Source organism: Actinomadura logoneensis (assembly GCF_003428695.1).
Taxonomy (GTDB): Bacteria; Actinomycetota; Actinomycetes; order Streptosporangiales; family Streptosporangiaceae; genus Spirillospora; species Spirillospora logoneensis.
In genome coordinates, this window is record NZ_QURH01000316.1 from 43,680 (window position 1) to 64,812 (window position 21,133).

25 protein-coding genes are annotated in these 21,133 nt (G+C 69.8%); 14 read left to right on the top strand and 11 right to left on the bottom strand.

Annotated elements, in window-relative coordinates; genetic code table 11:
* The first annotated feature begins 3 nt into the window (after positions 1-3).
* Together DZF91_RS19825 and DZF91_RS19830 are read left to right on the top strand one after the other, a co-directional pair.
* A complete protein-coding gene (locus DZF91_RS19825; RefSeq protein WP_117358950.1) occupies positions 4-360 on the top strand; it encodes a hypothetical protein in 357 nt (118 codons plus the stop codon).
* Between the two features lie 2 nt (positions 361-362).
* Entirely contained in the window at positions 363-920 is a 558-nt protein-coding gene (locus DZF91_RS19830) for a pyridoxamine 5'-phosphate oxidase family protein (protein ID WP_117358951.1), read from the top strand.
* A 48-nt stretch (positions 921-968) separates the two neighbouring features.
* On the opposite strand, the gene DZF91_RS19835 is transcribed toward DZF91_RS19830, so the two are convergent.
* Positions 969-1,346 (bottom strand): VOC family protein, encoded by a 378-nt coding sequence (locus DZF91_RS19835; RefSeq protein WP_117358952.1) that lies wholly within the window; start codon positions 1,344-1,346, stop codon positions 969-971.
* Positions 1,347-1,445: 99 nt separating this feature from the next.
* Between DZF91_RS19835 and DZF91_RS19840 the strand changes: the two genes are divergently transcribed.
* The 3 genes from DZF91_RS19840 (at position 1,446) to DZF91_RS19850 (ending at position 3,323) form a co-directional block, all read left to right on the top strand.
* A complete protein-coding gene (locus DZF91_RS19840; RefSeq protein ID WP_117358953.1) occupies positions 1,446-1,769 on the top strand; it encodes an ArsR/SmtB family transcription factor in 324 nt (107 codons plus the stop codon).
* Positions 1,770-1,858: 89 nt separating this feature from the next.
* Positions 1,859-2,815: a sigma-70 family RNA polymerase sigma factor gene (locus DZF91_RS19845; RefSeq protein WP_117358954.1), complete on the top strand. Its 957-nt coding sequence runs from the start codon at positions 1,859-1,861 to the stop codon at positions 2,813-2,815.
* Positions 2,816-2,906: 91 nt separating this feature from the next.
* Positions 2,907-3,323: an SgcJ/EcaC family oxidoreductase gene (locus tag DZF91_RS19850; protein WP_117358955.1), complete on the top strand. Its 417-nt coding sequence runs from the start codon at positions 2,907-2,909 to the stop codon at positions 3,321-3,323.
* A gap of 68 nt (positions 3,324-3,391) precedes the next feature.
* On the opposite strand, the gene DZF91_RS19855 is transcribed toward DZF91_RS19850, so the two are convergent.
* Positions 3,392-4,024 (bottom strand): GNAT family N-acetyltransferase, encoded by a 633-nt coding sequence (locus tag DZF91_RS19855; protein WP_199486742.1) that lies wholly within the window; start codon positions 4,022-4,024, stop codon positions 3,392-3,394.
* A gap of 250 nt (positions 4,025-4,274) precedes the next feature.
* Between DZF91_RS19855 and DZF91_RS19860 the strand changes: the two genes are divergently transcribed.
* A complete protein-coding gene (locus tag DZF91_RS19860; protein WP_117358973.1) occupies positions 4,275-5,543 on the top strand; it encodes a serine hydrolase domain-containing protein in 1,269 nt (422 codons plus the stop codon).
* Positions 5,544-5,893: 350 nt separating this feature from the next.
* On the opposite strand, the gene DZF91_RS19865 is transcribed toward DZF91_RS19860, so the two are convergent.
* The gene (locus DZF91_RS19865; RefSeq protein ID WP_117358956.1) at positions 5,894-6,343 is read right to left on the bottom strand and encodes a MerR family transcriptional regulator; all 450 of its coding nucleotides are present in this window, start codon (positions 6,341-6,343) and stop codon (positions 5,894-5,896) included.
* Positions 6,344-6,367: 24 nt separating this feature from the next.
* Between DZF91_RS19865 and DZF91_RS19870 the strand changes: the two genes are divergently transcribed.
* Positions 6,368-7,822, top strand: a complete 1,455-nt coding sequence (locus DZF91_RS19870) for an MFS transporter (protein WP_117358957.1) — start codon at positions 6,368-6,370, stop codon at positions 7,820-7,822.
* 285 nt (positions 7,823-8,107) lie between these two features.
* On the opposite strand, the gene DZF91_RS19875 is transcribed toward DZF91_RS19870, so the two are convergent.
* Both DZF91_RS19875 and DZF91_RS19880 read right to left on the bottom strand, forming a co-directional pair.
* Positions 8,108-9,559, bottom strand: coding sequence for a serine/threonine-protein kinase (locus tag DZF91_RS19875; protein ID WP_117358958.1), 1,452 nt, complete (start codon positions 9,557-9,559; stop codon positions 8,108-8,110).
* Between the two features lie 263 nt (positions 9,560-9,822).
* Positions 9,823-10,761 (bottom strand): GlxA family transcriptional regulator, encoded by a 939-nt coding sequence (locus DZF91_RS19880; RefSeq protein WP_117358959.1) that lies wholly within the window; start codon positions 10,759-10,761, stop codon positions 9,823-9,825.
* Between the two features lie 169 nt (positions 10,762-10,930).
* On the opposite strand from DZF91_RS19880, the gene DZF91_RS19885 reads away from it, so the two are divergent.
* From DZF91_RS19885 to DZF91_RS19905, 5 genes are all read left to right on the top strand, one after another.
* The gene (locus tag DZF91_RS19885; RefSeq protein ID WP_235834425.1) at positions 10,931-11,647 is read left to right on the top strand and encodes a DJ-1/PfpI family protein; all 717 of its coding nucleotides are present in this window, start codon (positions 10,931-10,933) and stop codon (positions 11,645-11,647) included.
* Positions 11,648-11,712: 65 nt separating this feature from the next.
* Positions 11,713-12,030, top strand: a complete 318-nt coding sequence (locus tag DZF91_RS19890; protein ID WP_117358960.1) for a hypothetical protein — start codon at positions 11,713-11,715, stop codon at positions 12,028-12,030.
* Complete coding sequence (locus DZF91_RS19895; RefSeq protein ID WP_117358961.1) at positions 12,027-12,503, top strand: DUF2269 family protein; 477 nt, start codon at positions 12,027-12,029, stop codon at positions 12,501-12,503. Before DZF91_RS19890 ends, DZF91_RS19895 begins: the two co-directional genes overlap by 4 nt.
* Positions 12,504-12,505: 2 nt before the next feature.
* On the top strand, positions 12,506-12,802 hold the full coding sequence (locus DZF91_RS19900; protein ID WP_117358962.1) for a DUF3817 domain-containing protein: 297 nt from the start codon (positions 12,506-12,508) through the stop codon (positions 12,800-12,802).
* The gene (locus DZF91_RS19905) at positions 12,799-13,239 is read left to right on the top strand and encodes a DUF6010 family protein (protein ID WP_117358963.1); all 441 of its coding nucleotides are present in this window, start codon (positions 12,799-12,801) and stop codon (positions 13,237-13,239) included. The genes DZF91_RS19900 and DZF91_RS19905 overlap by 4 nt, the downstream gene beginning before the upstream one ends.
* 525 nt (positions 13,240-13,764) lie before the next feature.
* Here DZF91_RS19905 and DZF91_RS19910 read toward each other — a convergent pair.
* A complete protein-coding gene (locus tag DZF91_RS19910; RefSeq protein ID WP_235834426.1) occupies positions 13,765-14,280 on the bottom strand; it encodes an HAD domain-containing protein in 516 nt (171 codons plus the stop codon).
* Positions 14,281-15,450: 1,170 nt separating this feature from the next.
* Between DZF91_RS19910 and DZF91_RS39910 the strand changes: the two genes are divergently transcribed.
* Positions 15,451-15,606 carry a hypothetical protein gene (locus DZF91_RS39910; RefSeq protein ID WP_158587986.1) on the top strand — a complete coding sequence of 52 codons (156 nt, stop codon included), beginning with the start codon at positions 15,451-15,453 and terminating at the stop codon, positions 15,604-15,606.
* A 499-nt stretch (positions 15,607-16,105) separates the two neighbouring features.
* On the opposite strand, the gene DZF91_RS19920 is transcribed toward DZF91_RS39910, so the two are convergent.
* The 4 genes from DZF91_RS19920 to DZF91_RS19935 all read right to left on the bottom strand — a co-directional run bounded on the left by DZF91_RS19920 (position 16,106) and on the right by DZF91_RS19935 (position 19,314).
* On the bottom strand, positions 16,106-16,669 hold the full coding sequence (locus DZF91_RS19920; protein ID WP_199486743.1) for an SMI1/KNR4 family protein: 564 nt from the start codon (positions 16,667-16,669) through the stop codon (positions 16,106-16,108).
* Between the two features lie 305 nt (positions 16,670-16,974).
* Positions 16,975-18,075 (bottom strand): winged helix DNA-binding domain-containing protein, encoded by a 1,101-nt coding sequence (locus DZF91_RS19925; protein ID WP_199486746.1) that lies wholly within the window; start codon positions 18,073-18,075, stop codon positions 16,975-16,977.
* A 67-nt stretch (positions 18,076-18,142) separates the two neighbouring features.
* The gene (locus DZF91_RS19930; RefSeq protein ID WP_117358965.1) at positions 18,143-18,985 is read right to left on the bottom strand and encodes an NAD(P)H-binding protein; all 843 of its coding nucleotides are present in this window, start codon (positions 18,983-18,985) and stop codon (positions 18,143-18,145) included.
* A gap of 62 nt (positions 18,986-19,047) precedes the next feature.
* Positions 19,048-19,314 (bottom strand): hypothetical protein, encoded by a 267-nt coding sequence (locus DZF91_RS19935; protein ID WP_199486744.1) that lies wholly within the window; start codon positions 19,312-19,314, stop codon positions 19,048-19,050.
* Positions 19,315-19,871: 557 nt separating this feature from the next.
* On the opposite strand from DZF91_RS19935, the gene DZF91_RS43185 reads away from it, so the two are divergent.
* On the top strand, positions 19,872-20,111 hold the full coding sequence (locus DZF91_RS43185; protein ID WP_117358967.1) for a Tn3 family transposase: 240 nt from the start codon (positions 19,872-19,874) through the stop codon (positions 20,109-20,111).
* 275 nt (positions 20,112-20,386) lie between these two features.
* Here DZF91_RS43185 and DZF91_RS19950 read toward each other — a convergent pair.
* The coding region (locus DZF91_RS19950) for a DUF7927 domain-containing protein (RefSeq protein WP_147341228.1) at positions 20,387-21,133 on the bottom strand (747 nt) is incomplete at its 5' end.

A 21,133-nucleotide genomic window follows, 5' to 3' on the forward strand; every position in this document is an offset into this window, starting at 1 on the left:
CCTGTGCTTTACCTCGTCTACCGCCTCAAGCTCACTCCTGCCGCCGAGGCCGACCCGCGCGCGTTCTGGAACTGGGCACAGGAACGCGAGAAGTGGTTCTACGAGGGCCTCGACACCGTCCTTGCCACGAGGTGGACGGTGCGCACCGTCGGATCGGACGTCCACACGCTCGAGCACACCGTCACCTTCGCCGACGAAGCGGCCTGGGGCCGCTACCGCCGCCGGCTGGCGGAGCGAAGCCACGACCCCGCCTGGGAGGAACGCCGCACGGAACAGGGAACCTGGTGGCAGATCCTCGATGCCGCCCTGCACAGCGACCCGCCGGTCGCCCTCGGCTTCGACCGTCCCCGCGGGGAGTGAGCATGGCCGACAGCGACGAACTCGTCCAGCGCAGCCACCACCTGCTGGCCAACGCCCGCTTCATGACCCTGGCCACCACCGACGGCGACGAACCATGGGCCTCGACCGTCAACTTCGTCGCCCTCTACCGGCCCCTCAGGCTCCTCTACTACTCCCTGCACACCGCCCGCCACTCCCGCAATGTGGCGAACAACCCCCTCGTGTCCGGCTCGATCTACATGACCGGACTTCCCGGATTCGGCCTGGACGGGGCCCAGTTCACCGGACACTGCCTCGCCGTGGGGCCCGACCAATTGGCGCAGGTCCACCGCACCTACTACGAACTCAACTTCCCCGACGAGAACACTCGGCGTGAATGGCTCCTGCCGCAGTCCGAATTCCACGGCACGGGGCCACGAAGGTTCTACATGGTGCAGGTCCGCAACTGGTGGCTTCTGGACATCGACCGCTGGCTCGTCGACAAACACGACCAGCGCGTGGAGGTACCCGTCCAGGACTTGCACCTGCTGACGGACCAGCCGGGTGGCGCCTCCGATGCGCTGTCCGGAGGGACGCTGTAGCGCGAGGCGGAATGTCGGCCGGGGTCGGCTTGCCGGTGTCGGGCGGCGCTATCGGGCCGCTTGGGCCTCGACCTTGGTGGTCTCGAACTCGACGTACTCGATGACGGCGCCGCCTGGGTGGCTGACCGTGAGGTTGCGTCCGGTGGGGACGTCGTTGGGGCCGTCGAGGATGTCGCCTCCCACGCGCTCGACAAGCGCGAGGACGTCGTCCAGGTCGTCCACGATCGTGGTGGCCTGGACGTTGCGGTACGGGGCCAACGCCTCCGGGGGCCCCGCGACCAGCAGGTAGCCGCCGATGCTCGCCAGCTCCACGTCCCGGTAGGGGAAGCGGAGGTTCGGCCTGGTGGACGTGAGCGCCTCGAAGGTGGGCAGCGCGGTGTCCAGGCTGTCGACGTAGACGCGTGCGTAGGTGGTGCGGACCGCCATGGTGCCTCCATGATCATTTCGTTATTTCCGAAACGAGAAAATGATCGTATGCTGTGCCGAGCGGACCCTGTCAACCCGGTGAGAAGCGAGGAGAGCGGGATGCGGACGCCGGCCCGGCCCACGACGACGAACCTGGAACTGGTCGCCGTGCTGCACGCGCTCGCCGACCCCGTCCGGCTGGAACTCGTGCGGCGGCTGGCGGCCGGCGGCGAGGTCGCCTGCAGCCCGGACGACCTGGACGTCCCCCGTTCCACGCTCTCCAACCACTGGCGCGTCCTGCGGGAGGCGGGCCTCACCGTGACCCGCGCGGAAGGAAAAGCCCGCTACATGACGCTCCGACGCGATGAGCTCGAAGCGCGCTTCCCCGGCGTCCTGGACACCATCCTCGCCTCCGCCACTGCCTCCGCCACCGCGACAGCCTGAGCGGTCCGCGTTCACGAGCGCCCCGCAAACCGTAAGGTGATCTGCCCGCCCAACGGTCGCGGCGGCGGTGCGGAAGGGGCGTGGCGGGAATGTCAGGGGAGGAAGGCTTCGATCGCCGGATCGAGCCGTTCCGGACGGAGCTGTTCGCGTACTGCTACCGGATGCTCGGGTCGGTCCACGACGCCGAGGACCTCGTTCAGGAGACGTGGCTGCGGGCGTGGCGGGCCCGGGAACAGTACGACGAGACGCGCGGCTCGCTCCGGACCTGGCTGTACCGGATCGCGACGAACGCCTGCCTGACCGCGCTGAAGTCTCGCGGCGGCAGGCCGCTGCCGTCCGGACTGGTGGCCGAGTCGGATCCGCTCGCTCCGCTCGTCCCAGGGGAGCACGCCTGGCTCCAGCCCCTGCCGGACTCGCTGCTCGGGGCGGACGACCCGGCCGTGACCGTGATCGACCGCAGCAGCCTGCGACTGGCCTTCGCGTCCGCGCTGCAGCACCTGTCGGCGCGGCAGCGCGGCACGCTGATCCTGCGCGACGTGCTCAGCTTCTCGGCGTCCGAGACGGCGGAGATCCTGGACACCACCGTCGCGTCGGTGAACAGCTCCCTGCAGCGGGCGCGTGCCCGCCTGCGCGAAACCGGCATCCGGCAGGAACTGGTCGGCGAGCCGTCCGCGGCCGAGCAGCGCACCTGGGTCGAGCGCTACATGAAGGCGTTCGAGGCCGCCGACGTCGAGGCCATCAAGCGGCTGGTCACCGAGGACGTCCTCATGGAGATGCCGCCGATGCTCAACTGGTTCACCGGACGCGCGAACTACGGCCTGTTCATGAACTGGGTGTTCGACGCCGCCGGGACGGAATGGCTTCTCAGGGAGGTCACCGCCAACGGCGGCCAGCCCGGGTTCGCCGCCTACCGGCGCGTCGGCGACGTGCACCAGGCGCACACACTCCAGGTCTTCACCGTCACGGCCGAGGGCATCGACCGCAACTCGGTGTTCCAAGGGGCCGAGATCTTCGCGGCCTTCGGCCTGCCCGCCGAAATTCCCTGACGACGGCGCGATGAGTTCGGCCCGGTCCCTCGGTATGTATCGGCGAGCTCACCGGAACACCCCGGCCGAGCCGATCACGAGGGAGAACCCGATGTCGAACACCCGTGTCGAGGACGAGGCCGCGATCCAGGCCGTGCTCGCCGACTCCTACAGGGCGTGGGCGGCCGGCGACGCCGACGGCATGGTCGCCGACTACACCACCGACGCGACCGCCATCCTGCCCGGCTCGCTCCGCGACGGCCGGGAGGCGATCCGCCAGAGCATGGCCCAGGGCTTCGCTGGCTCCCTCAAGGGCAGCTCCACCCAGAACAAGCAGCTCAGCATCCGCTTCCTCGGCCAGGACGCCGCGATCGTCGTCAGCGAATCCGCCATCCTCTTCCCCGGCGAATCCGAGATCACCGATGACCGCCGCAAGGTGAACGCCACCTGGGTCTTCGAGAAGCGCGACGCCCGATGGCTGATCGCCGCCTACCACAACAGCCCGGTCCTGGCCTCCTCCGAGCGGTAGCCCCGTCCAGACGCCGCCGGTCTGCCCTCGTCGCGGGAACGCGCCGACGAACGACAGGCCGGCGGCGTTCATTCGCGGATTCCCTCCCACATGGCGCGAGTCATCTCGTACTCGACCTCGCCCAGATGCGTGCCCGGCAGCGGATCGTCGAACTGCGGGTGGTACGTGCGGACGTACCTCATGCCGATGGCCCGCATCACCCCTCTGGATCCGGCGTTGACGGCCATGGTCTGCGCGATCACGCGGCTCTGCCCGACCGTGTCGAAGGCATGCCGCAGAAGAGCGCGGGACGCCTCGCTGGCGAACCCTCGCCGCCAGTGCCTTCGGACGAGGCGATACCCCAGATCCGAGACGGACGGGTCGTCGGGCTGATCGGGTCCGTGCGCGGGCGGCAGCATCATGAGTCCGACGAACTCGCCGTCCTCCTCCCGGTCCGGCGGCGCGGCGCCTCGTTCGCCCGTCACGGCGGCATCGACGTCGGCATCGGTGTCGGCGTCGGAGGAGGCGAAGGCCATCCAGAAGCCCAGGCCGTCCACCTTGTCCGCCATGGCCATCCGCCGATGATGGGAGGCGACCACCTCGTCCCTGGTCGGCAGGCGCGCATCGAGATAGCGCAGCACCTCCGGGTCCGAGTCGAGCCGAACCTCCAGATCGAGGTGCCGGTCGGCGAGCGGGACCAGCAGCAGGCGGTCGGTGCGCAAGGTCGGTTGGGGCACGCAGCAACCGTCGCACATGGGTCGCGGCGAAGCGATCCGGTTTCCCGGCGCCAGTCCGGACGGCCCGCCAGTTCTTTCCCGCTCACTGGCCTCCGGCTTGGGCTCCGGGGCTTCGATGTATCGCGGGCATATCAGAAGTCGCGTACGCCACGGCAACAGCGTTCCGTCTTCACTGGGCCATGGACCGCAGCAGTTTCGCAACGGTCGGTTCGTTGACCAGGAGAGGACCGTGATCATGGACTCGGATTCCGTCCGCCGCGTCAATCGGCGGCGGCTGCTCGGGTGGGGCGGCTTGGCGGCGGGCGGCGTGGTGGCCGCCGGCGCCGTCCCGCTCATGGGCTTTCGATCCGAAGACGCCGTGGCCGCGGGGCAGGCCCGTCCGGCTCCCACCGGCCCCGAGATCCCGCCGGACGCCCGTCCCGGCGGAGCCTACGACCGGTACGTGGCGAAGCTCGCCGCCGAAGGCAGGTTCTCCGGCGTGGTGCTGTTGTCGCACCACGGCCGGACGGTGCTGTCCCGCAGCTACGGCATGGCCGACAAAGAGAAGGGGATCCGCAATCACGAGGGCATCGCGTTCAGCCTCAGCTCGGCGGGCAAGCCGTTCCACGCGGTGGCCCTCCTGCAACTGGCGCAGCAGGGCAGGGTGAAGCTGGCGGACACGCTGGGCACCCACCTGAAGGGCTTCGCCGCGAACGTCGCCGACCGCGTGACCGTCCATCACCTGCTCTCCGGCACTTCCGGCCTGGACAGCCCGGGAGAGAACGTGCGACACGTCTTCCAGAGCCGGAAGGAGGTGCACGCCGACTACACCCGACGCGCTCGGCAGGCGCGACCGGTGGGCGTCCCGGGCGTTCCCGACACCGCCCACGCGCAGGCGGAGGTCACCATCGCGGCGCTGATCGTGGAGGCCGTGTCCGGCACGACGTACTGGGACTACGTCCAGGAGAACATCTTCAAGCCCGCCCGCATGACCGGCTCGGCCTTCTACACCCGGCCGCAGTGGCTCACCGACAAGCACCTCGCGCACCCGTACATGACGATGCAGGACGGCACCCGGCTCGACGCCCTCCGCAACCTCGACAAGAGCAGTCCGGGCGCGAACGTCCTCGGCAAGAACCCCGGGCGCGCCTTCATCGACGCCCCGGGGGACGGCGGCTTCGCGACGGCGCCGGATCTGGTCCGGTTCGCACGCGCGCTGCAGGACGGCACGCTCTTGGACCGTCCGTGGGCCGACGTGCTCACCGGAGCCAAGATCCCGCACGGCCCCGTGTCGTTCGGCGCGTACGGGATCACGGCCACCATCACCAAGGGCCAGTGGAGGTACCAGCGCGCCGGAGCCAATCCCGGTGTCGCCGCCAACTGGACCATCTACCCGAACACCGGCTGGGTCGGTGTCGTCCTCGGCAACTGCGACGACGTCCCACTCCAGGAGATGCTCGACCGGGAGACGCAGGCCATCACCGGGGCCGCGCCAGGCGGTGGGGGTGGAGGCGGAGGCGGCTGAGGCCGTCCGGCGGCCGTTCCGAAGGCCGCCTCCCAAATTTCCTGGGCCACGGAGAAATCGGGACAGGGCGGATTCGCGGATATCGTCCTGCAGCCCAAGTCGGTCGAGGTGTGCTGGAAGGGCAAGCTCCCCGCCGCCGTGAACAAGGCCGTCGGGCGCTCGCGGCTCAGGCCAAGACCATCTCCGGTGTGCCTGCGAGTTATATCGAGGGCGACCTCCCCGAGCTCGACGGCCGGTACAACGACACACCGGCCTACTTGGGAGATGGTGCCATCGTCAACGACTCGTCTGAGCAGGGGCGACGCCGCACGCACCCGTTCGGTGCAGCAAGGGTGCCGGGGAAGGGGGAACTACTCGGCTTGCCAGGTCCGCTCGGGCACGGGGGCCCAGAGGCGGTCGGCGTCGCCGGCCTCCAGGCGGCCTCGGTAGACGCCGATCTTGTGGTCGATGAGTTCGAGGCTGGTCTGGATCTCGGCGAGCCTGGCGCGGACGTCGGCCCGGTGGGCCTCCAGGAGGGCCAGCCGTTCCTTCTCGTTGCCCGGACCCGCGGCGACGAGCTCGGCGTAGCGGCGGATGCCGCTGATGGGCATGCCGGTGGCGCGCAGCCGGGTGCACACCGTGATCCACTCAAGGTCGAGCCGATGGTAGCGGCGGCGGCCGGTGGCGGTGCGGTCGATGGCGGTGACGACCAGGCCGGCGCGCTCGTAGTAGCGGAGGGTGTGGACGCTGACCCCGGTGCGCGCGGCGGCCTCGGCGATGCTCAGGCCCGCGGCGGGGATGGCGGTGTTGACTTCGAGCACGCTCTAAATTCTAACGTCACGGACATGATCTCTTCAGAGCTCAGCCGGCGTGGCCGGCTTCTGGTGCTCGCGATCTGCTGCGCCAGCGTCGTCGTGGTGGTGATGGACATCTCCATCGTCAACGTGGCGCTGCCGGCGATACGTCACGACCTGCACGCCTCGGTGTCGCGCCTGCAGTGGACGGTCGACGCCTACACCCTGGTGCTGTCGGGCTTCCTGGTGATGGCCGGGTCGACGGCCGACCGGATCGGGCGCCGGCGCGTCTTCCAGGCCGGGCTGGCCACGTTCGGGATCGGGTCGCTGCTGTGCGGCCTGGCGCCCGGCATCGAGTGGTTGATCGCGGCGCGTGTGCTGCAGGCCGTGGGCGGCACCATGCTCAATCCGGTGGCGATGGCGATCGTCGTCGCGGCGTTCCCCGACAGAGCCGAGCGGGCCAGGGCCATCGGCGTCTTCGGCTCGATGTCGGGACTGGCGCTGGCGCTGGGACCGATCCTGGGGGGCGCCCTGGTGGACGGCTTCGGCTGGCGCTCGGTCTTCTGGGTGAACGTTCCGGTCGTGGCCGCCGCGGTGGTCGGGGTGGCGCTGTACGTGCCCGAGTCGCGAGCCGCCAGGGCACGCCGCTTCGACCCGATCGGGCAGGTCCTGGTCGTCGCGACGCTGGGCAGCGTGGTGTACGCGATCATCGAGGCACGTGAGGCGGGCTGGACGTCGCCGCTCATCCTCGGCCTGCTCGCCGTGGCCGCGGCCGGCCTGGCCGCCATCATCGGGTACGAGTCGCGGCGCGAAGACCCGCTGCTGGAGCTGCGACTGTTCCGCAGTGTGCCGTTCAGCGCGGCGATCCTGATGGCGCTGTGGGCCCTGTGCGGGTTCGGCGCGTTCCTGTTCGTGACCACCCAGTACCTCCAGGACGTCCGGGGCATGCCGGCACTGGCGGCGGGCCTGTGCATGCTCCCGGTCGGGCTTCTGGTCGTGGTCCTGTCCCCGCGCGTCGGGCGGCTGATCGCCACCCGCGGACCTCGCCTGCCGCTGGTGGTCGCCGGGACCGCGCTGGCGCTGGGCGGCGGCGCGTCGCTCCTGCTCGTACCGTCCAGCCCGATCCCGGTCGTGCTCGGGGCCTACCTGCTGTTCGGTGTCTTCCTGGGCACCGTCAACCCGCCCATCACCAACACCGCGGTCTCCGGAATGCCCGCCTCGATGGCCGGGGTTGCCGCCTCGCTGGCCTCCTCCGGACGGCAGGCCGGTACCACCCTGGGCGTCGCGATCTCCGGAACGATCGTGGGCTCGACGACCGGCCGCGAGTTCACCGACGCGGCGCACGGCGTGTGGTGGATGGTGGCCGGGCTGGGCGCGGGCGTGGTGGGCCTGGGACTGCTCAGCACCGGCCGCTGGGCCCTCGCCACCGCCGAACGCGCTGCCGCGCTGTTCGAGGACGTCGACCGTGGCACGCGGGTACCGGACGCTCCGCTCCTCCGCCGATGACTCACCTCGCCAGGCAGCGGCGGCGCCGGGCCTCGGCATGCTCGCCGCGGCGACGTCCCCGGCCTGCGGCGCGACCGGCCGCTGATCGACTCCGGCGCCTCCGTCCGGGCCGGCCGAACGCAAGGCGTACCGGGGGTACGCCACTCGCATCACGGCTGCTCAACAGCAGAGGACGCCCGGCAACCAGCCACGCGGCCCCGCCGGGCTCACCAGCTCTGGCCGCACTGATCCGCCGCCTCGGGCTTGTTGCGGGCTCCTGACACGGTTCTTACCGGCACGCCTTTCTCAGGGCCGCTGGGCCTGGATACCGGACTTGGCGGCGGCGGCGAGTTCCTCGGCGCAGCCTCGTGGGTCGGAGATCCGTCCGCCGCCGCCCTGGCATCGAACGGTCACCCGAATGTTGTCGACCCTGATGTCCTTTTGTCCGTCTGCAATCTTCGGTAGGGCGCCCATCGACTTCTGCGCCGCGCGAGACGAGTCGTACCGGTCGACGGTGATCACGACCGGGGAGAGAAACGAGGGCCCGCTGTCGCCGTTGCTCCAGACGCAGCTGTAGCCGTCCTTCCAGCCGACCTTCTTGGAGAACATGTTCTGCTTGAGGTCCTCGCGGGTGAAGGCAGACGAGGTGCCTGCGAGGTCTCTGGCCTTCTCGTTCACGTCGACGCAGACGTTGGGCGGGGTGGTGGCGAACGCGGAGTGGTCGAAGATTTCGAAGGCGCGGTCGCGGACGCCGCCGGGGTTCAGGACCAGGAGCCAGAGACCGATCCCCGCCACGGGCCCCACGACCTTGCCGGCCCGTGTGGACGCGACCTTCATCACTCCGGCGTTCTTTCCGGCGGCGCTTGCGGTGTTGGGGACAGTGCCGGTCCCGGTGTCGGGGACCGTGGTCGGGTTCTGGTCCCGGGCGGGGACCTTCGGCAGCGTCGTGTGCCCGTCGGCGATCGCTTTGAGGTTCTTTTCGGCGGTGGCGGCGTCGCAGCGGTCGCTGATGTCGCGCTGGAGGAGCCCCTCGATCACCGGCGCCAGCGGACCCGACCTCTCGAACTCGGGGATGTGCCCGCTGAACAGCCGGCCGATCAGGTGCTGCATGCTGTCCGCCGGGTACGCCCGCTTACCTTCCGCCGCGTAGTACAGGGTGGCGCCCAGCGACCACAGGTCGGACTCGGGTCTGTTGATGCCCCGGTCGTAGCGTTCCGGCGCGACGTACCCGGCGGATCCGATGACCACCCCCGAGGCCGTCAGCGTGCTGGTGGCGTCGGCGACCGCGGCGATCCCGAAGTCGGTGAGGACGGTACGGCCGTTCTCTGCGATCAGCACGTTCGCTGGCTTGACGTCCCGGTGCATGATGCCCGCCCGGTGCGCGGTGGCGAGCGCGCCGAGCAGCGCCACCCCGATCCGGGCGACCTGCGCGACCGGCAGCCCCTGACCTGCCGCCGCGTCCTGCAGCGACCGTCCCCGGATGAATTCCATGATCATCCAGATGTCGCCGCCGGGCTCCTCCACGACGTCGTGGACACCGATGATCGCCGGATGCTCCAGGCCGGCCGTCGCGCGGGCCTCCCGCAGGAACCGGCTCCGCATGGCCGCCACGTCGAGGGCCGGGGCCCCCGCCGGAATGATCAGCCGCTTGACCGCGACGTGCCGGTGCAGGCGCTCGTCCCGGGCCTTCCAGACCACGCCCATGCCGCCCTGGCCGAGCTTCTCGACGAGCCGGTAGCGTCCGGCGATCTCCCGCATCACAACCCCACCCACGAGACGCCAAAAGAACAGCTACGTTCATACCAGCACCCCGCACACCGGGCACTGTTTCCCCGCGATCAACCGGGCCCGAACCGCTGCCGGATGAGCGCCACAGGCAAGCGGTTCACCAACCTCGACGCCGATCAGGTGGACGCGCTCATCGGATCGCCGGCCCAGCGCCACGACGAGCTCACCGAGTTGCCCGGCACCTGGACCGAGGGCCCTTGTCGGTGTGGACGAAGGCGCCGCTCAGGCATGGTTCAGCTGAAGGTGCGTCGGTAGGTCTGCGGGCTGACGCCGGTGGTGCGTTTGAAGCGGTCGCGGAACGCGGTGGGCGAGCCGAAGCCGACCTGGCTGCCGATGCGTTCGACGGAGTGCTCCGTGGTTTCGAGGAGGTGTTGTGCCTGGCGGATGCGGGCTCGGTGGAGCCACTGGAGCGGGGTGGTGCCGGTCTGGTCGCGGAAGCGCCGGATCAGGGTCCGGACGCTGGTCCCGGACTGCGCGGCGATGTCGGCCAGGGTGAGGTCCCGGGCCAGGTTCTCCCGCAGCCAGGCGAGCAACGCCTCCAGTTCGGACCCCTGCGGCACCGGGATGTGGTCATGGACGATGAACTGCGCCTGGCCGCCCTCGCGTTCGAGGGGCATCACCGACAGGCGGGCGGCGTCGGCGGCGACCGCCGATCCGTAGTCCCGGCGGATCATGTTCAGGCAGAGGTCCAGGCCCGCGGCCGCGCCGGCCGAGGTGAGGAACTGGCCGTTGTCGACGTAGAGGACGTCCGGGTCGACGTCGAGGTCCGGGTGAAGGGCGGCCAGGAGCCCGGCCGCCCGCCAGTGGGTCGTGACGCGCAGCCCGTCGAGGAGCCCGGTGGCGGCCAGGGGGAAGGCGCCCACGCAGATGGAGGCGATCCGGGTGCCCTCGGCGGCGGCCGACCGCAGCGCTTCGCCCACGGTGGTGGGGAGCGGGGCCATCGGATCGGTGACGCCCGGCACGATGATCGTGTCGGCGTCCCGGAGGCCGTCCAGGCCCCAGGGTGCACGCAGGGCGAAGGCGCCGGCGTCGACCTCGTCGCGCTCGGCGCACACCCGGACCTGGTAACCGGGCCGCCCATCGGGCAGGCGCGTCCGGGAGAAGACCTCCATGGGGGTGGACAGGTCGAACGCGATCACCTGGTCGAGCGCGAGAACGGCAACGGTGTGCATGGCCAGAACGTATCTCCCCACCGACTCGACGGCTCCGGGCCGACATCCGGGCAGCTCCATGTCAGCGCGGTTCTGAGCCTTCGGGGAGTGGTTGGCGTTATCCCGTTGAAAGCTGTCACTAGTGCCACTGGGCGAGCTCAGTGACAGCCGGTTGACTTCGGAACGTCCGATGGAGACCGACCCCGAAGGAACATCCGTGCACGTTCAGGTGGTCCTGTTCGATGGCTTCGACCCGCTCGACGTCGTCGCCCCCTACGAGGTGCTGCACGCCGGCGGCTCGGCGTCGGGCGGCGCGGTGACCGTCGAGCTGGTCTCCGCGGAGGGCCCTCGTGAGGTGATCAGCGGCACCGGGGGATTGGCACTGCGCGCCACCGGCGCCCTCGACCTGGAGCGGGCGGACCTGCTCGTGGTCCCCGGCGCATCCGGCCGCGTGGGCGAGCCCGGCGAAATTCCAGAGGAAGAGGTGGGCGCCGGCGAATGGAAGCAGGACCAGCTCATCCCGGTTCTGCTGGGCCGCGCTCTGACCACCGAGCTCCCCGAGCTCCTCAAGCAGGCGATGGACGACCCGGGCATCACGGTCGCCACCGTCTGCGGCGGCTCGCTGGTCCTGGCGATGGCGGGCCTGCTCGAGGGGCGTCACGCCACCACCCATCACCTGGGCCTGGACATGCTGGACGCCACCGGCGCCCACGCGGTCCGCGCCCGCATCGTGGACGACGGCGACCTGATCAGCGGCGGCGCCGTCACCTCCGGGATCGACCTGGGGCTGTACCTGCTGGAGCGCGAGTTGGGTCCCCGCATCGCCCACGCCGTCGAGGAACTCTTCGCTCACGAGCGGCGCGGCACCGTCTGGAGCGCCCGGGCCCCGGCGCCCACCACCTTTTGAACACCCGGCCCTTCGCGGGGCGGTCGCGCTCCATCCCCTCTCGCACAGTCAGGAACAACATCAGCATGTCCGTCGAAGGCACCTGGAACCTGTCCATCTCCACCCCCATAGGCAAGATCAGGCCCGTGGTCGAACTCCGTGAACAGGACGGCATCCTGACCGGTGCCGCCCACGGAACCGGAGAGGAGGTACCACTCGGCGACATCACCCTCGATGGCGACCGGCTCACCTGGAAGCAGGCCATCACCAAGCCCATGCGGCTGAACCTGGCGTTCGACGTGACGATCGACGGCGACACCCTCCGGGGCACCTCCAAGGCCGGCCGCCTTCCAGCCTCGACGGTCACCGGCGAGCGCCGGCACGCCCCGGAGCGCCAGGCGTGACCAAGCTCCTCCTGTCACTGCACGTCCTGGCCGCCATCATCACCGTCGGCCCGGTCGCCGTCGCCGCGAGCATGTTCCCAGCGACGTCGCGCCGCGCCCTCGGCGACTCCGGCGACGGCGCCGCCCGGACGATCCTGCGGACACTGCACCGCATCTGCCGCGTCTACGCCGGGATCGGCATCGCCGTCCCCCTCTTCGGCTTCGCTACGGCCAGCAGTCTCGGCGTCCTCCGCAGCCCGTGGCTGGTCGTCTCGATCCTGTTGACCGCGGCGGCCGTCGGCGTCCTGGCCCTGCTGATCCTGCCCGCTCAGGCCCGTGCTCTGGCCGAGACGGCGAGTTCCGCCGCGCCGTCGCCGACGGCGACCTCCTTGACACCGGGTCGTCTCGCCATGCTCACCGGCATCTTCAACCTGCTGTGGGCCACGGTCACCGTACTGATGATCATCCGTCCCGGCTCCACCACGGGGGTGTGACCATGCGCCCGCGGTCTCCGCGCCATCTGCGCATCGCGGCTCACACCGAGCTGATCTCGCTGATCGTGATGCTGGCCAACGTGTTCACCGTCCACCTCAAGCCCGTCTCATCCCTGATGGGCCCTACCCACGGCTGCGCCTACCTGTTCGTCGTGATCGCGACCTGGCGGCTGGAGGACGCACCGACCGTCGCCAAGGTCCTGGCCGTCGTCCCGGGAGCCGGCGGGCTGCTCGCACTGCGGCGGCTCGCCCCTGCCGATCCGGACCCGGCCCAGCCGAAAGAGGTCATTCAGTCATGATCTACGTATCGCCGATCATCGTCGGCGTCGTCTACTGCCTGCTGATGTCCCTGATCAAGGAACCGCACCGGCGCCGCTTCAACGCGATCATGGTGGCGGGGGCGGGCGCCGCCTATCTGAGCGGGGGCGGCTTCGGCCCGTGGGAGCTCCCGTTCGTCGCGCTGATGGCCTACGTCGGCTACCGAGGACTGGAGTCCTGGACCTTCATCGGCATCGGCTGGCTGCTGCACACCGCATGGGACGTGGCCCACTGGCTCAAGGGCAACCCGATCCTGCCGTTCGCGCACCATACCTCCATGGCCTGCGCCATCTGCGACCCTGTCATCGCCCTGTGGTGCTTCCGCGGAGGACCATCGCTGATCACGCTCGTCCGCCGCTGGTCCAGACCCGGCCGGACGGCAGATCACACGCACGATCACGCCTCTGCCTCCTCCTGACCGACCGCACCAGCACCTGCGGGCCTTATGAACCGAGCCGAAGGCCAACCTGCGCCCACCTTGCACACCGACTCCGCACGCGACGGCACCCGGCCGCACGCATGGGTTCTATCGGTCCCCGCGACACCCTGGAGCTCAGGGAGTCGTGGGATCGTGCATCTCAACTCGCCCGAGCGTTGAATCGTCCCTCAGGAGGACACCCACGGTCGCAGCTGGGCGGGGTACCTCGGGGAACCGGCGGCAGTTGAGTCAAGCTCTCCGTCGGCGTCGTTCGCAAGCCCCCCACAGCCGCCCGGACGGAGAGCCAGACCGCCGCGTCCGACGAGAACAACCCCCGCCGACCAGCACCTCGTCGGTTGGCTGCGGCTCTACCAGCCATCTCACGACCACTCGCCTCAGGACGGCCAGTCACGACAAGAGGCGTCCACCGCGCTCCCTTAACGTGACTGGCCGTTCGGTCGCTGCTCAGCCTCGAATCGTGCGCAGCGCCTCCGGTTCCGCCACGCTCACGCTCCTGCTCCCGGCTCACTGATCATGAGGCAGATCGACAGATCCGGACCGGCGGCGGCGTGGGGACCAGGCGAGAAGCTCGTCGACGTGGCGGCGCCTGACGCCCTCGTGCGGGTTGACGTGGATGAGCTTGATGCCTCGGTAGGGCAACGCCTGGCGCTTGATCCGCATCGGGATGACGTCATCGATCCAGGCGAAGGGGCGTCCGTCGGCGTGGCGGAGGATGGGCGCCCACTTGCGCATCTCAAGGAGCTGGATGATCCGGAAGCGGGGGTCGCCCGGTTGACGCCGATAGGTGGAGAACTCCACGACGGGGAGCTCTGGCAGCCCGAGCAGTGGCCCGATGTGCTCGTTGGCGTGGTGCTCCCAGGTGGTGGCCCAGACCAGTTCGTAGCACTCGGCCAGTTCCTTCAGCCAGCCGCGATGTTCGGACGAGATGCTGACGGTAAGCCCCTCGATCGAGTGCTGGGTGAACTGGTCCGGATCAGGCGAGACCGGGTTCAGGACTCCGTCGATGTCCAGATACAGCAAAGGCCGGGCTGTCGGCCTGCTACCGGGCCGCGGAACACCGCCGATGCCCCACGCCAACCGACTCACCCCCACCAGATGCCTCAACGAAAGCTGATCCTGGCACACGCCAGGCCACGTCTCTCCTCACTCGCACTGAGCCGGTCATCAGCCGCACCGCGCCGCCATCAGGTGCGCTGAGCCAGGACACCCCCGCGCCACCCCTCGATCAAGCCCGCAACGAGCCACTGGTTGATAACGGTGATTCTCATTCACTCAGCCAGCCAGGCTTGATTTGGTTGGCATGCATGCGCAACTAGTTTTGAATTTCACGAAACGCATGCCTGTAGCGGGCAGGGCTCGTACGGGCACCATGGGCGGCTGAGGGGACGTGCATGAGAGCCGCGCTGCCAACGCGCACGTTGGACGAGGGGAGCCGGTCGAGAACCGGGCACGCGTTGAGGGCGAGGCGGCGGCGTGGGAGTAGAAGTTCGGGTCAGGGCGAGGTCGATCCGCCGGAGTGCCGGGTGTGTGCTCAGCGGCGGCAGAACCGACACGGGGCGAGGAACCTGCGGTCAGCCGTTGAACCAGGGGCGTCGGGTCCCGGCGGAGGACCAAGTGCGCCGAGGACGAGCACCTCAACGCCCACCACAACCCGAGACACGCCTTCAAGCGCCGTGCCCGCCGGGCCCCCTACCGGCCGAAGGAACCCCGGCGAGCCCCGGCACTGAAGGATCGCTTCGCCGAGCCGTCACGTCCAATGCCGCAGGACACCTCACCTGCGCCGAGGAGACTTCCACCGGCCGACGCCGGAACCCCTCCTTTTTAGGAGGAGGGAGCGTTCTGGGCATTCGCCGCCGTCGAGGTCCTGCGTCTGACGGGCATCCGCGACGAGGAGCTCCTGGAGCTGACCCACCGCAGCATCACCCAATACCGAATCCCGTCCACCGGCGAGATCGTTCCGTTGCTCCAGATCGCTCCGTCCAAGACCGACACAGAGCGTCTCCTGCTGGTCAGTCCGGAACTGGCGGACGTCCTGTCGGTCCGTCGGCTACGCGGCCCGGCTGGAGCGATCCCGCTGGCGCCGTTCTACGACGTCCGTGAGAAGGTCTGGGACCCACCGATGCCGCTGCTGTTTCAGTGGCAAATCGGAACCGAGCACTGGGCCTTCACCCCACGTGCCTGCGCACGCTGTTGATCGGTGCGATCGCGGCCACCGGGCTCGCCGATGCCGCTGGCGCACCGCTCACGATCTCCCCGCACGACTTCAGGAGGATCTTTGTCACCGACGCCATCATGAACGGCCTTCCACCGCACATCGCCCAGGTGATCTGCGGGCTAGAACATTGATACAACGATGGGTTACATGGCCGTCTACCCGGCCGAGACAATCGAGGCGCACAGGGCGTTTATCGCCCGCCGCTGGACCACTCGGCCCAGCGAGGAATACCGGACTTCCACCGAGGAGGAGTGGGACTCCTTCCTCGCGCACTTCGAGAAACGCAAGGTATCCATCGGAACCTGCGGCTGCGCCTTTTCCACCCCCGTGTTCATGAACACGCTTGTGTCGGATGTGCACTCCTCAGGCCGGACCCGGCCCAATGGGACCGCCTCGAGGAGATCCGCGACAACCTCATCGCCCGCATCGCCGAAGCCGAACGCGAAGGCTGGCTCGGTGAGGTTGAAGGGTCCGCGTCAGCCTGGCCGGAGCGGAAGACGAGCTCGCGCAGGTCACCAGACGCCCAGCCAGTGCATCGGTCGCCCTCCCGGTGCCGACTCCCCGAAGGGAGCCGTGAGCATGACCGGGATGACGGAGTCTGCGCCAAGGGGACGAAGCGTCGGTGTTTCACTATGCGCCGGAGGACAGTCGGCTTGCGGCCTGGTCCCATGGCTGAGGCTCGACCAGGTCGTCGTCGTCCCTGTCGAAGGCATCCTCCTCGAACCAGCCCGTCCCCGCGAGCCATGTCTCCAGCCACGCTGCGAGGCCGGCGGAGTCGACGAACCAACACTGGTCCCACGATCCGCCGCTATACGGGTTCGGCTCGAAGAGCAGGACCTGACCGTCCTCACCGAGACAATCAACGCCTGCGTACATGGCACAGCCCCAGGTCAGGATCGGTACGGCGCCTTCGGGCCACGCCGGGTGCTCCACGCCAACGGACGCCTTACGTCGCGTCAGGTATTCGCTGACGACGCTGGAGCCCGGACCAAGCAGCGGCAGCAGTCGGTAGTCAGGGCCGAAGCCGCCGTCAGCGACCTCGCGATACAGGCGCGCAAGTAGGGGATGCAGCGCGAAGCCCAGTTGCCCCTCGGCCTCCGCAATCTGGGCATCGCCGACAGGCGCGGGAAGGTCCTCGTTGTCCGATGCGGCCCGGCTGGCGACGCGTTGCACGAGGTCATCAATGTCGGTCATGACCGTGATGCTGTCAGAGCCCGCCGACATGCCGACGGCCAAGGCCGCGGGGCGGACTGCCCGGTTTCGGCAGGTCGGGCGCGGGGCTCTCATTGGATCGGCGGTGGGGGCGGAGTCGACCGATTCCGCCCCTACGGTTGATCGGCCGCCGGACCCAGGACATGTCGATTTCCGGAGTGGGCTGCACGGATGATCGAGGTCCTCTACACGGATTCCTGTAGGTGGGCGGATATGGTCACGTTCGGCAAGGCGCGATCAGCGGCCTGAGCGGGTGTCTGCGGGTGGCGGGCATGAGCGGGGCCTGTTCACTGCCGATCGCTTTTCTCGCCGGTCATCGCGTCGTCGTGGCCGGCGCCGGGCGCGGCGAACTCCAGCATCCGGGCGCCTTCGGTCTCGACCTCGGCGCGTTCGGTGGCGGTCAGCGGCCGGAACGGGTCGATCTCCAAAGTCGCTGACGTTCTGCCCCGGTGGAGTTTCCAGGCGCCCGTCACCTGTCCGTCCACCAGGAATGTGGCGCGCATCCCGTTGCGGGTCATGACTTGTTTGCGGGCCTCCTGCGAGATCACGCGGGTGCGGTCGGCGTGGGAGGCCAGCAGGTTGTCGTACTCGGGCAAGAAGCGAACCGGCGCGGGGGCGTCGGCGCCGGGGCGTGGTGCGTCCGGCAGGTCGAACAGCTCCACCCCGCGCTCGTCGCGGAAGACCGCCAGTTGCGGTCGTAGTCTGTCCAGGACGGGACGCAGCCGAGTCCGGCCGGCCCATGTCTGCACATCGGCGACCGAGGCCGGGCCGAACGCGGCGAGGTAGCGCAGCACTATGTGTTCGCAGTCGGCGGCGGGGGCCGGTTCGGCTCCGGTCCAGCCGTCGGCCGTCGCGTACCGGGTGGTGCCGCCGATGCCCCAGACGGCGCGTGGCGGCACCTGAACCAGCGGCACAAGGTTGCGCACCACGGTGGCGAGCGCGTGGGGCTGGTGATCGGGCCACCGCTCGTGCAGCGCCGCCCTCAGCTCCTTGGGGGTGAGGTGCCGTGCGTCCAGCAGCGCCCGGCCCGACGCGGCCACGGCCACACGGTCCAGACCGGTCAGGACCGCTCCGAACGCGGTGTCCAGTTCGCGGTCGAGCGCGGGCTGCGCCCACGGCCGCAATGAGCGGTAGTCTGCCGCGGTGACCAGGTGGACGGTGCTGCGCATCAGCGCGATCCGCACCAGGCGGCGCTGGGTCAGCGCGTCGGCCAGGTCGGCGGTACCGAAGCTCCGCAACCTGCTCCAGAGCCCGAAGTAGGGCGCATACGGCGCCTGCGCTTGCATGCCGACCAGCCAGGTGACCGCCTCCTCTGCGGTCGCGTCGGCCCGTTCCAGCAGCCACTGACGGGCCAGCAGGGCTCTCCCCAACTCCCGTTGCCCCAGCATCTGTGCCACCTTGCCCCCCTCTCCGTCCACATCGCTGGGGCGGCCAATGCCGCCCCAGCATCGTTGATCAGCCGCCGAAGTCGGCCCGGTGATCCGCGGCCCACCGGGCGTAGGTCCGCGCGGGGTGCCCGGTGATCTGTTCGATGACGTCGTTGACCGGCGCGGGCTTGCCGACCGCCTGCGCCATGAGAGCGAACAGCGCGGCCAGGAACTCGGGGTCCATGAACTGGCTCATCTGCTCCAGGACGGGCTCCGGGTCGAGGTCCTCGACGGTGAGCGGGCGCCCCAGCGTCTCCCCGAGGATGCGGACCTGCTGTGTCTGGGTCAGCGACTCGGGGCCGGTCAAGTCGTAGGCCCGCCCCGCGTGCCCGCCGCCGATCAGGATCCGCGCGGCCACCTCGGCGACGTCCCGCTCGTGCACGGCACTGAAGGCCGCTTCGGTGTAAGGCGCGCGAATGACGTCACCGCCCTGGAGCTGCATCGCGAACGTCAACGAGTTGATCGCTGGGAAGAGCAGCCGCAGGAACGTCCACTCGATTCCGGACGCCTCGACGGCCCGCTCGACGTCGCGGTGGTACTGGGCGATCACGTCAGGCTGCCGCTCGGCGCCCGGGACGACCGCCCCCGAGGACAGGAACACCAGCCGACGCACCCCGGCCCGGCCCGCACCCGCCAGCAGCGGAGCGACATCCATCCCGTACTGCAGAACCAGGAAGGCGGCCTCGACGCCGGCCAACGCCGCCGGCAGCGTCTCGGGCTTGGTCAGATCGGCCCGGACGACGTCGACTTCCTGCGGGAGCCCGGCCCGCTCCGGAGTCCGGGTCAGCGCCCGCACCGGGGCACCCGCGGCGACCAACTCCTCAACCGCCTGACGTCCGAAGTGAGCCGTGGCGCCGATGACGAGGTACATGGGGGTTCCTTTTCGTGTGAATTTATGGGGTCTGAAGGGGGCTGCCGACAACCGGTGGCGGATCAGCGAACCTTGCCGAAGAACTGCCAGATGTCTCCGACGAGCAGATCGGGGGCGTCGTGCGCGGGGAAGTGGCTGCCCCGGTCATAGACCTTCAAGGAGAGGATGTTGGTGTGGTCGCGTTCGGCGAGCGTCCGGATGGACGGGAGGTCCCACGCGACCTCGGCCAGGCCGAGGGGCACTGTGGTCGGCCCGGACACGCAGGTGCCCCGGCCGTTCGACTTCTGTTGTACGGCGGCCGCCGCCGCGTCCTCATAGTCGTTCGTCATGGTCATCAACGTAGGATCCATTTAGGCAGGGTTCGTTCCTAATGAAGCGGCGGACTCCGAAGAACGTTGGAGACCTCGGCGCGGCTGCTGCGCCTCGGCGACGGCGCCGCGCTGCCGCCCCTGCGGCTCGACGGCCGGAGGCGTCTGTAGTCCACACGACTTCAGGACACCCCGTCAGCCCACAGTCCCCTGCGCACCCGACAACCACCCAGCTCACCCGTGCACGCGCCTTCGGACATGCACAGCCGCCAGGAGTAGCGCCGCTCGTCCCGGCGCGCGGACACCACCAGCTCCCGAGTGACCAGCTCCAGTTCGGACGCGAGCCAACGGGCGGCGTCGAGCTCGGCCAGGACCGGATCATCAGGGAGGGCGCGAGACAGGGCGGTCCGCGCGCGTACGAAACGGCGCAGGGCCGTCCGAAGGCGACCCGCGGTCATCGGGGCGGTGAAGAGGCCATGCCTCCACTGAAACCTAGTTTCAACACTTAAGACACCGTTCCCGGGGCAAGCGTCCAGCCCTCGCGGTGTCTTGCCGGCGTATTCCGGTCGTCCCCCTACCTGGACGCCGCCGTCAAACAGATCCGCAAGGGCGGCTTCCCCGCCACCGACGCCATGTGCGCCCGGCTCTCACCCATCGCCTACGAGCACATCAACTTCCTGGGCCGCTGCGCCTTCACCGCGCCGACCCCAAGGCGGGCCTGCGCCCCTTCCACGACTCCACCACCGAGGCGTAGCCACCCGCCGAACACCGGCCAGGCCCGACACGCACTCCCACGTGCGCCTGTCGGGCCGGCCTAGGCGTAGGACGGGAGGTAGGGAGCGTACGCAGGCGCGCACGACCGTGCAGAGCGCTCGCACGACCGCTGAGCAACAGGCCCAGCAGATCCGTAGGGAAGCTGCCGAGCAGGTCCGCGCGGCCCCGGCCACTGGTACAGATCGGCACCCGCGTGTCCGGATGCAGCACGTGATACACCCCGTACTCATCGAACCCGGTCATGGTGAACACCGGACGGTCCCGCTCGTACGGAGCGTGCAGCAACATGCAGCCCGCCTGCAGCGCCGGCGCGTGTACCTCATGACAGCTTCGTCACCGACACCCCGACACCGGTGCTACCCCCCACCATCGGGAACGGCGCGGGGTCTCCCGTCCGCCACAGGCAGCGTGAGCCAGCCGAGGGCGGGCAGTGCCTGGACCTGGTCTTGACGTGGACGTGGGTTCGGCAGCGCCGATCCCACGAGCCCGGTCGGCAGTTGGAGTTGGACGGCCCGGTGACCCGGTTGGCGAGCCGGCCGTTTCCGTGCCCGGTGACCCGGACCTCGTAGGTGATCGTCACGGTGCCGCCCGGCGCGATGTCGCCGCGCCAGGTGATGACCGGCCTGCGGTAGGTGACCGACCCGGAGGAGGCCCTTAGCGTCCGGACCTTCAGGACGGCGTCGTCGAGGACGTCCTCCAGCCGGTCGGTGATCTGCGCGGCGGTGGCCGTGGCGTCGCCCGAGTTCCGGACGGTCACGGTGTAGCCGACGACCTCCCCGGGGTGGACCCACTTGGCGTCGACCGTCTTGACGATCTCCAGCCGGGCCTCGCCGGAAGGAGGCGGCGGAGGCGGAGGCGGAGGTGGTTCGGCGCTCTGGCAGTCCGGGCCCCAGGTGGGGTCGGACGTGAAGGTGACCATGCCGTCGCCCCGGTGCGCACCGGTGGTGATGGTCGCGCCCTCGGGGCCCATGCTGGAGCCGCCGCCACCGGCCCCGCCGACCCACGGCTGCGCGCCCTCGGCGGCGGCCGCACCACCGCCGCCACCGCCGACGACACCGCCGCCCCC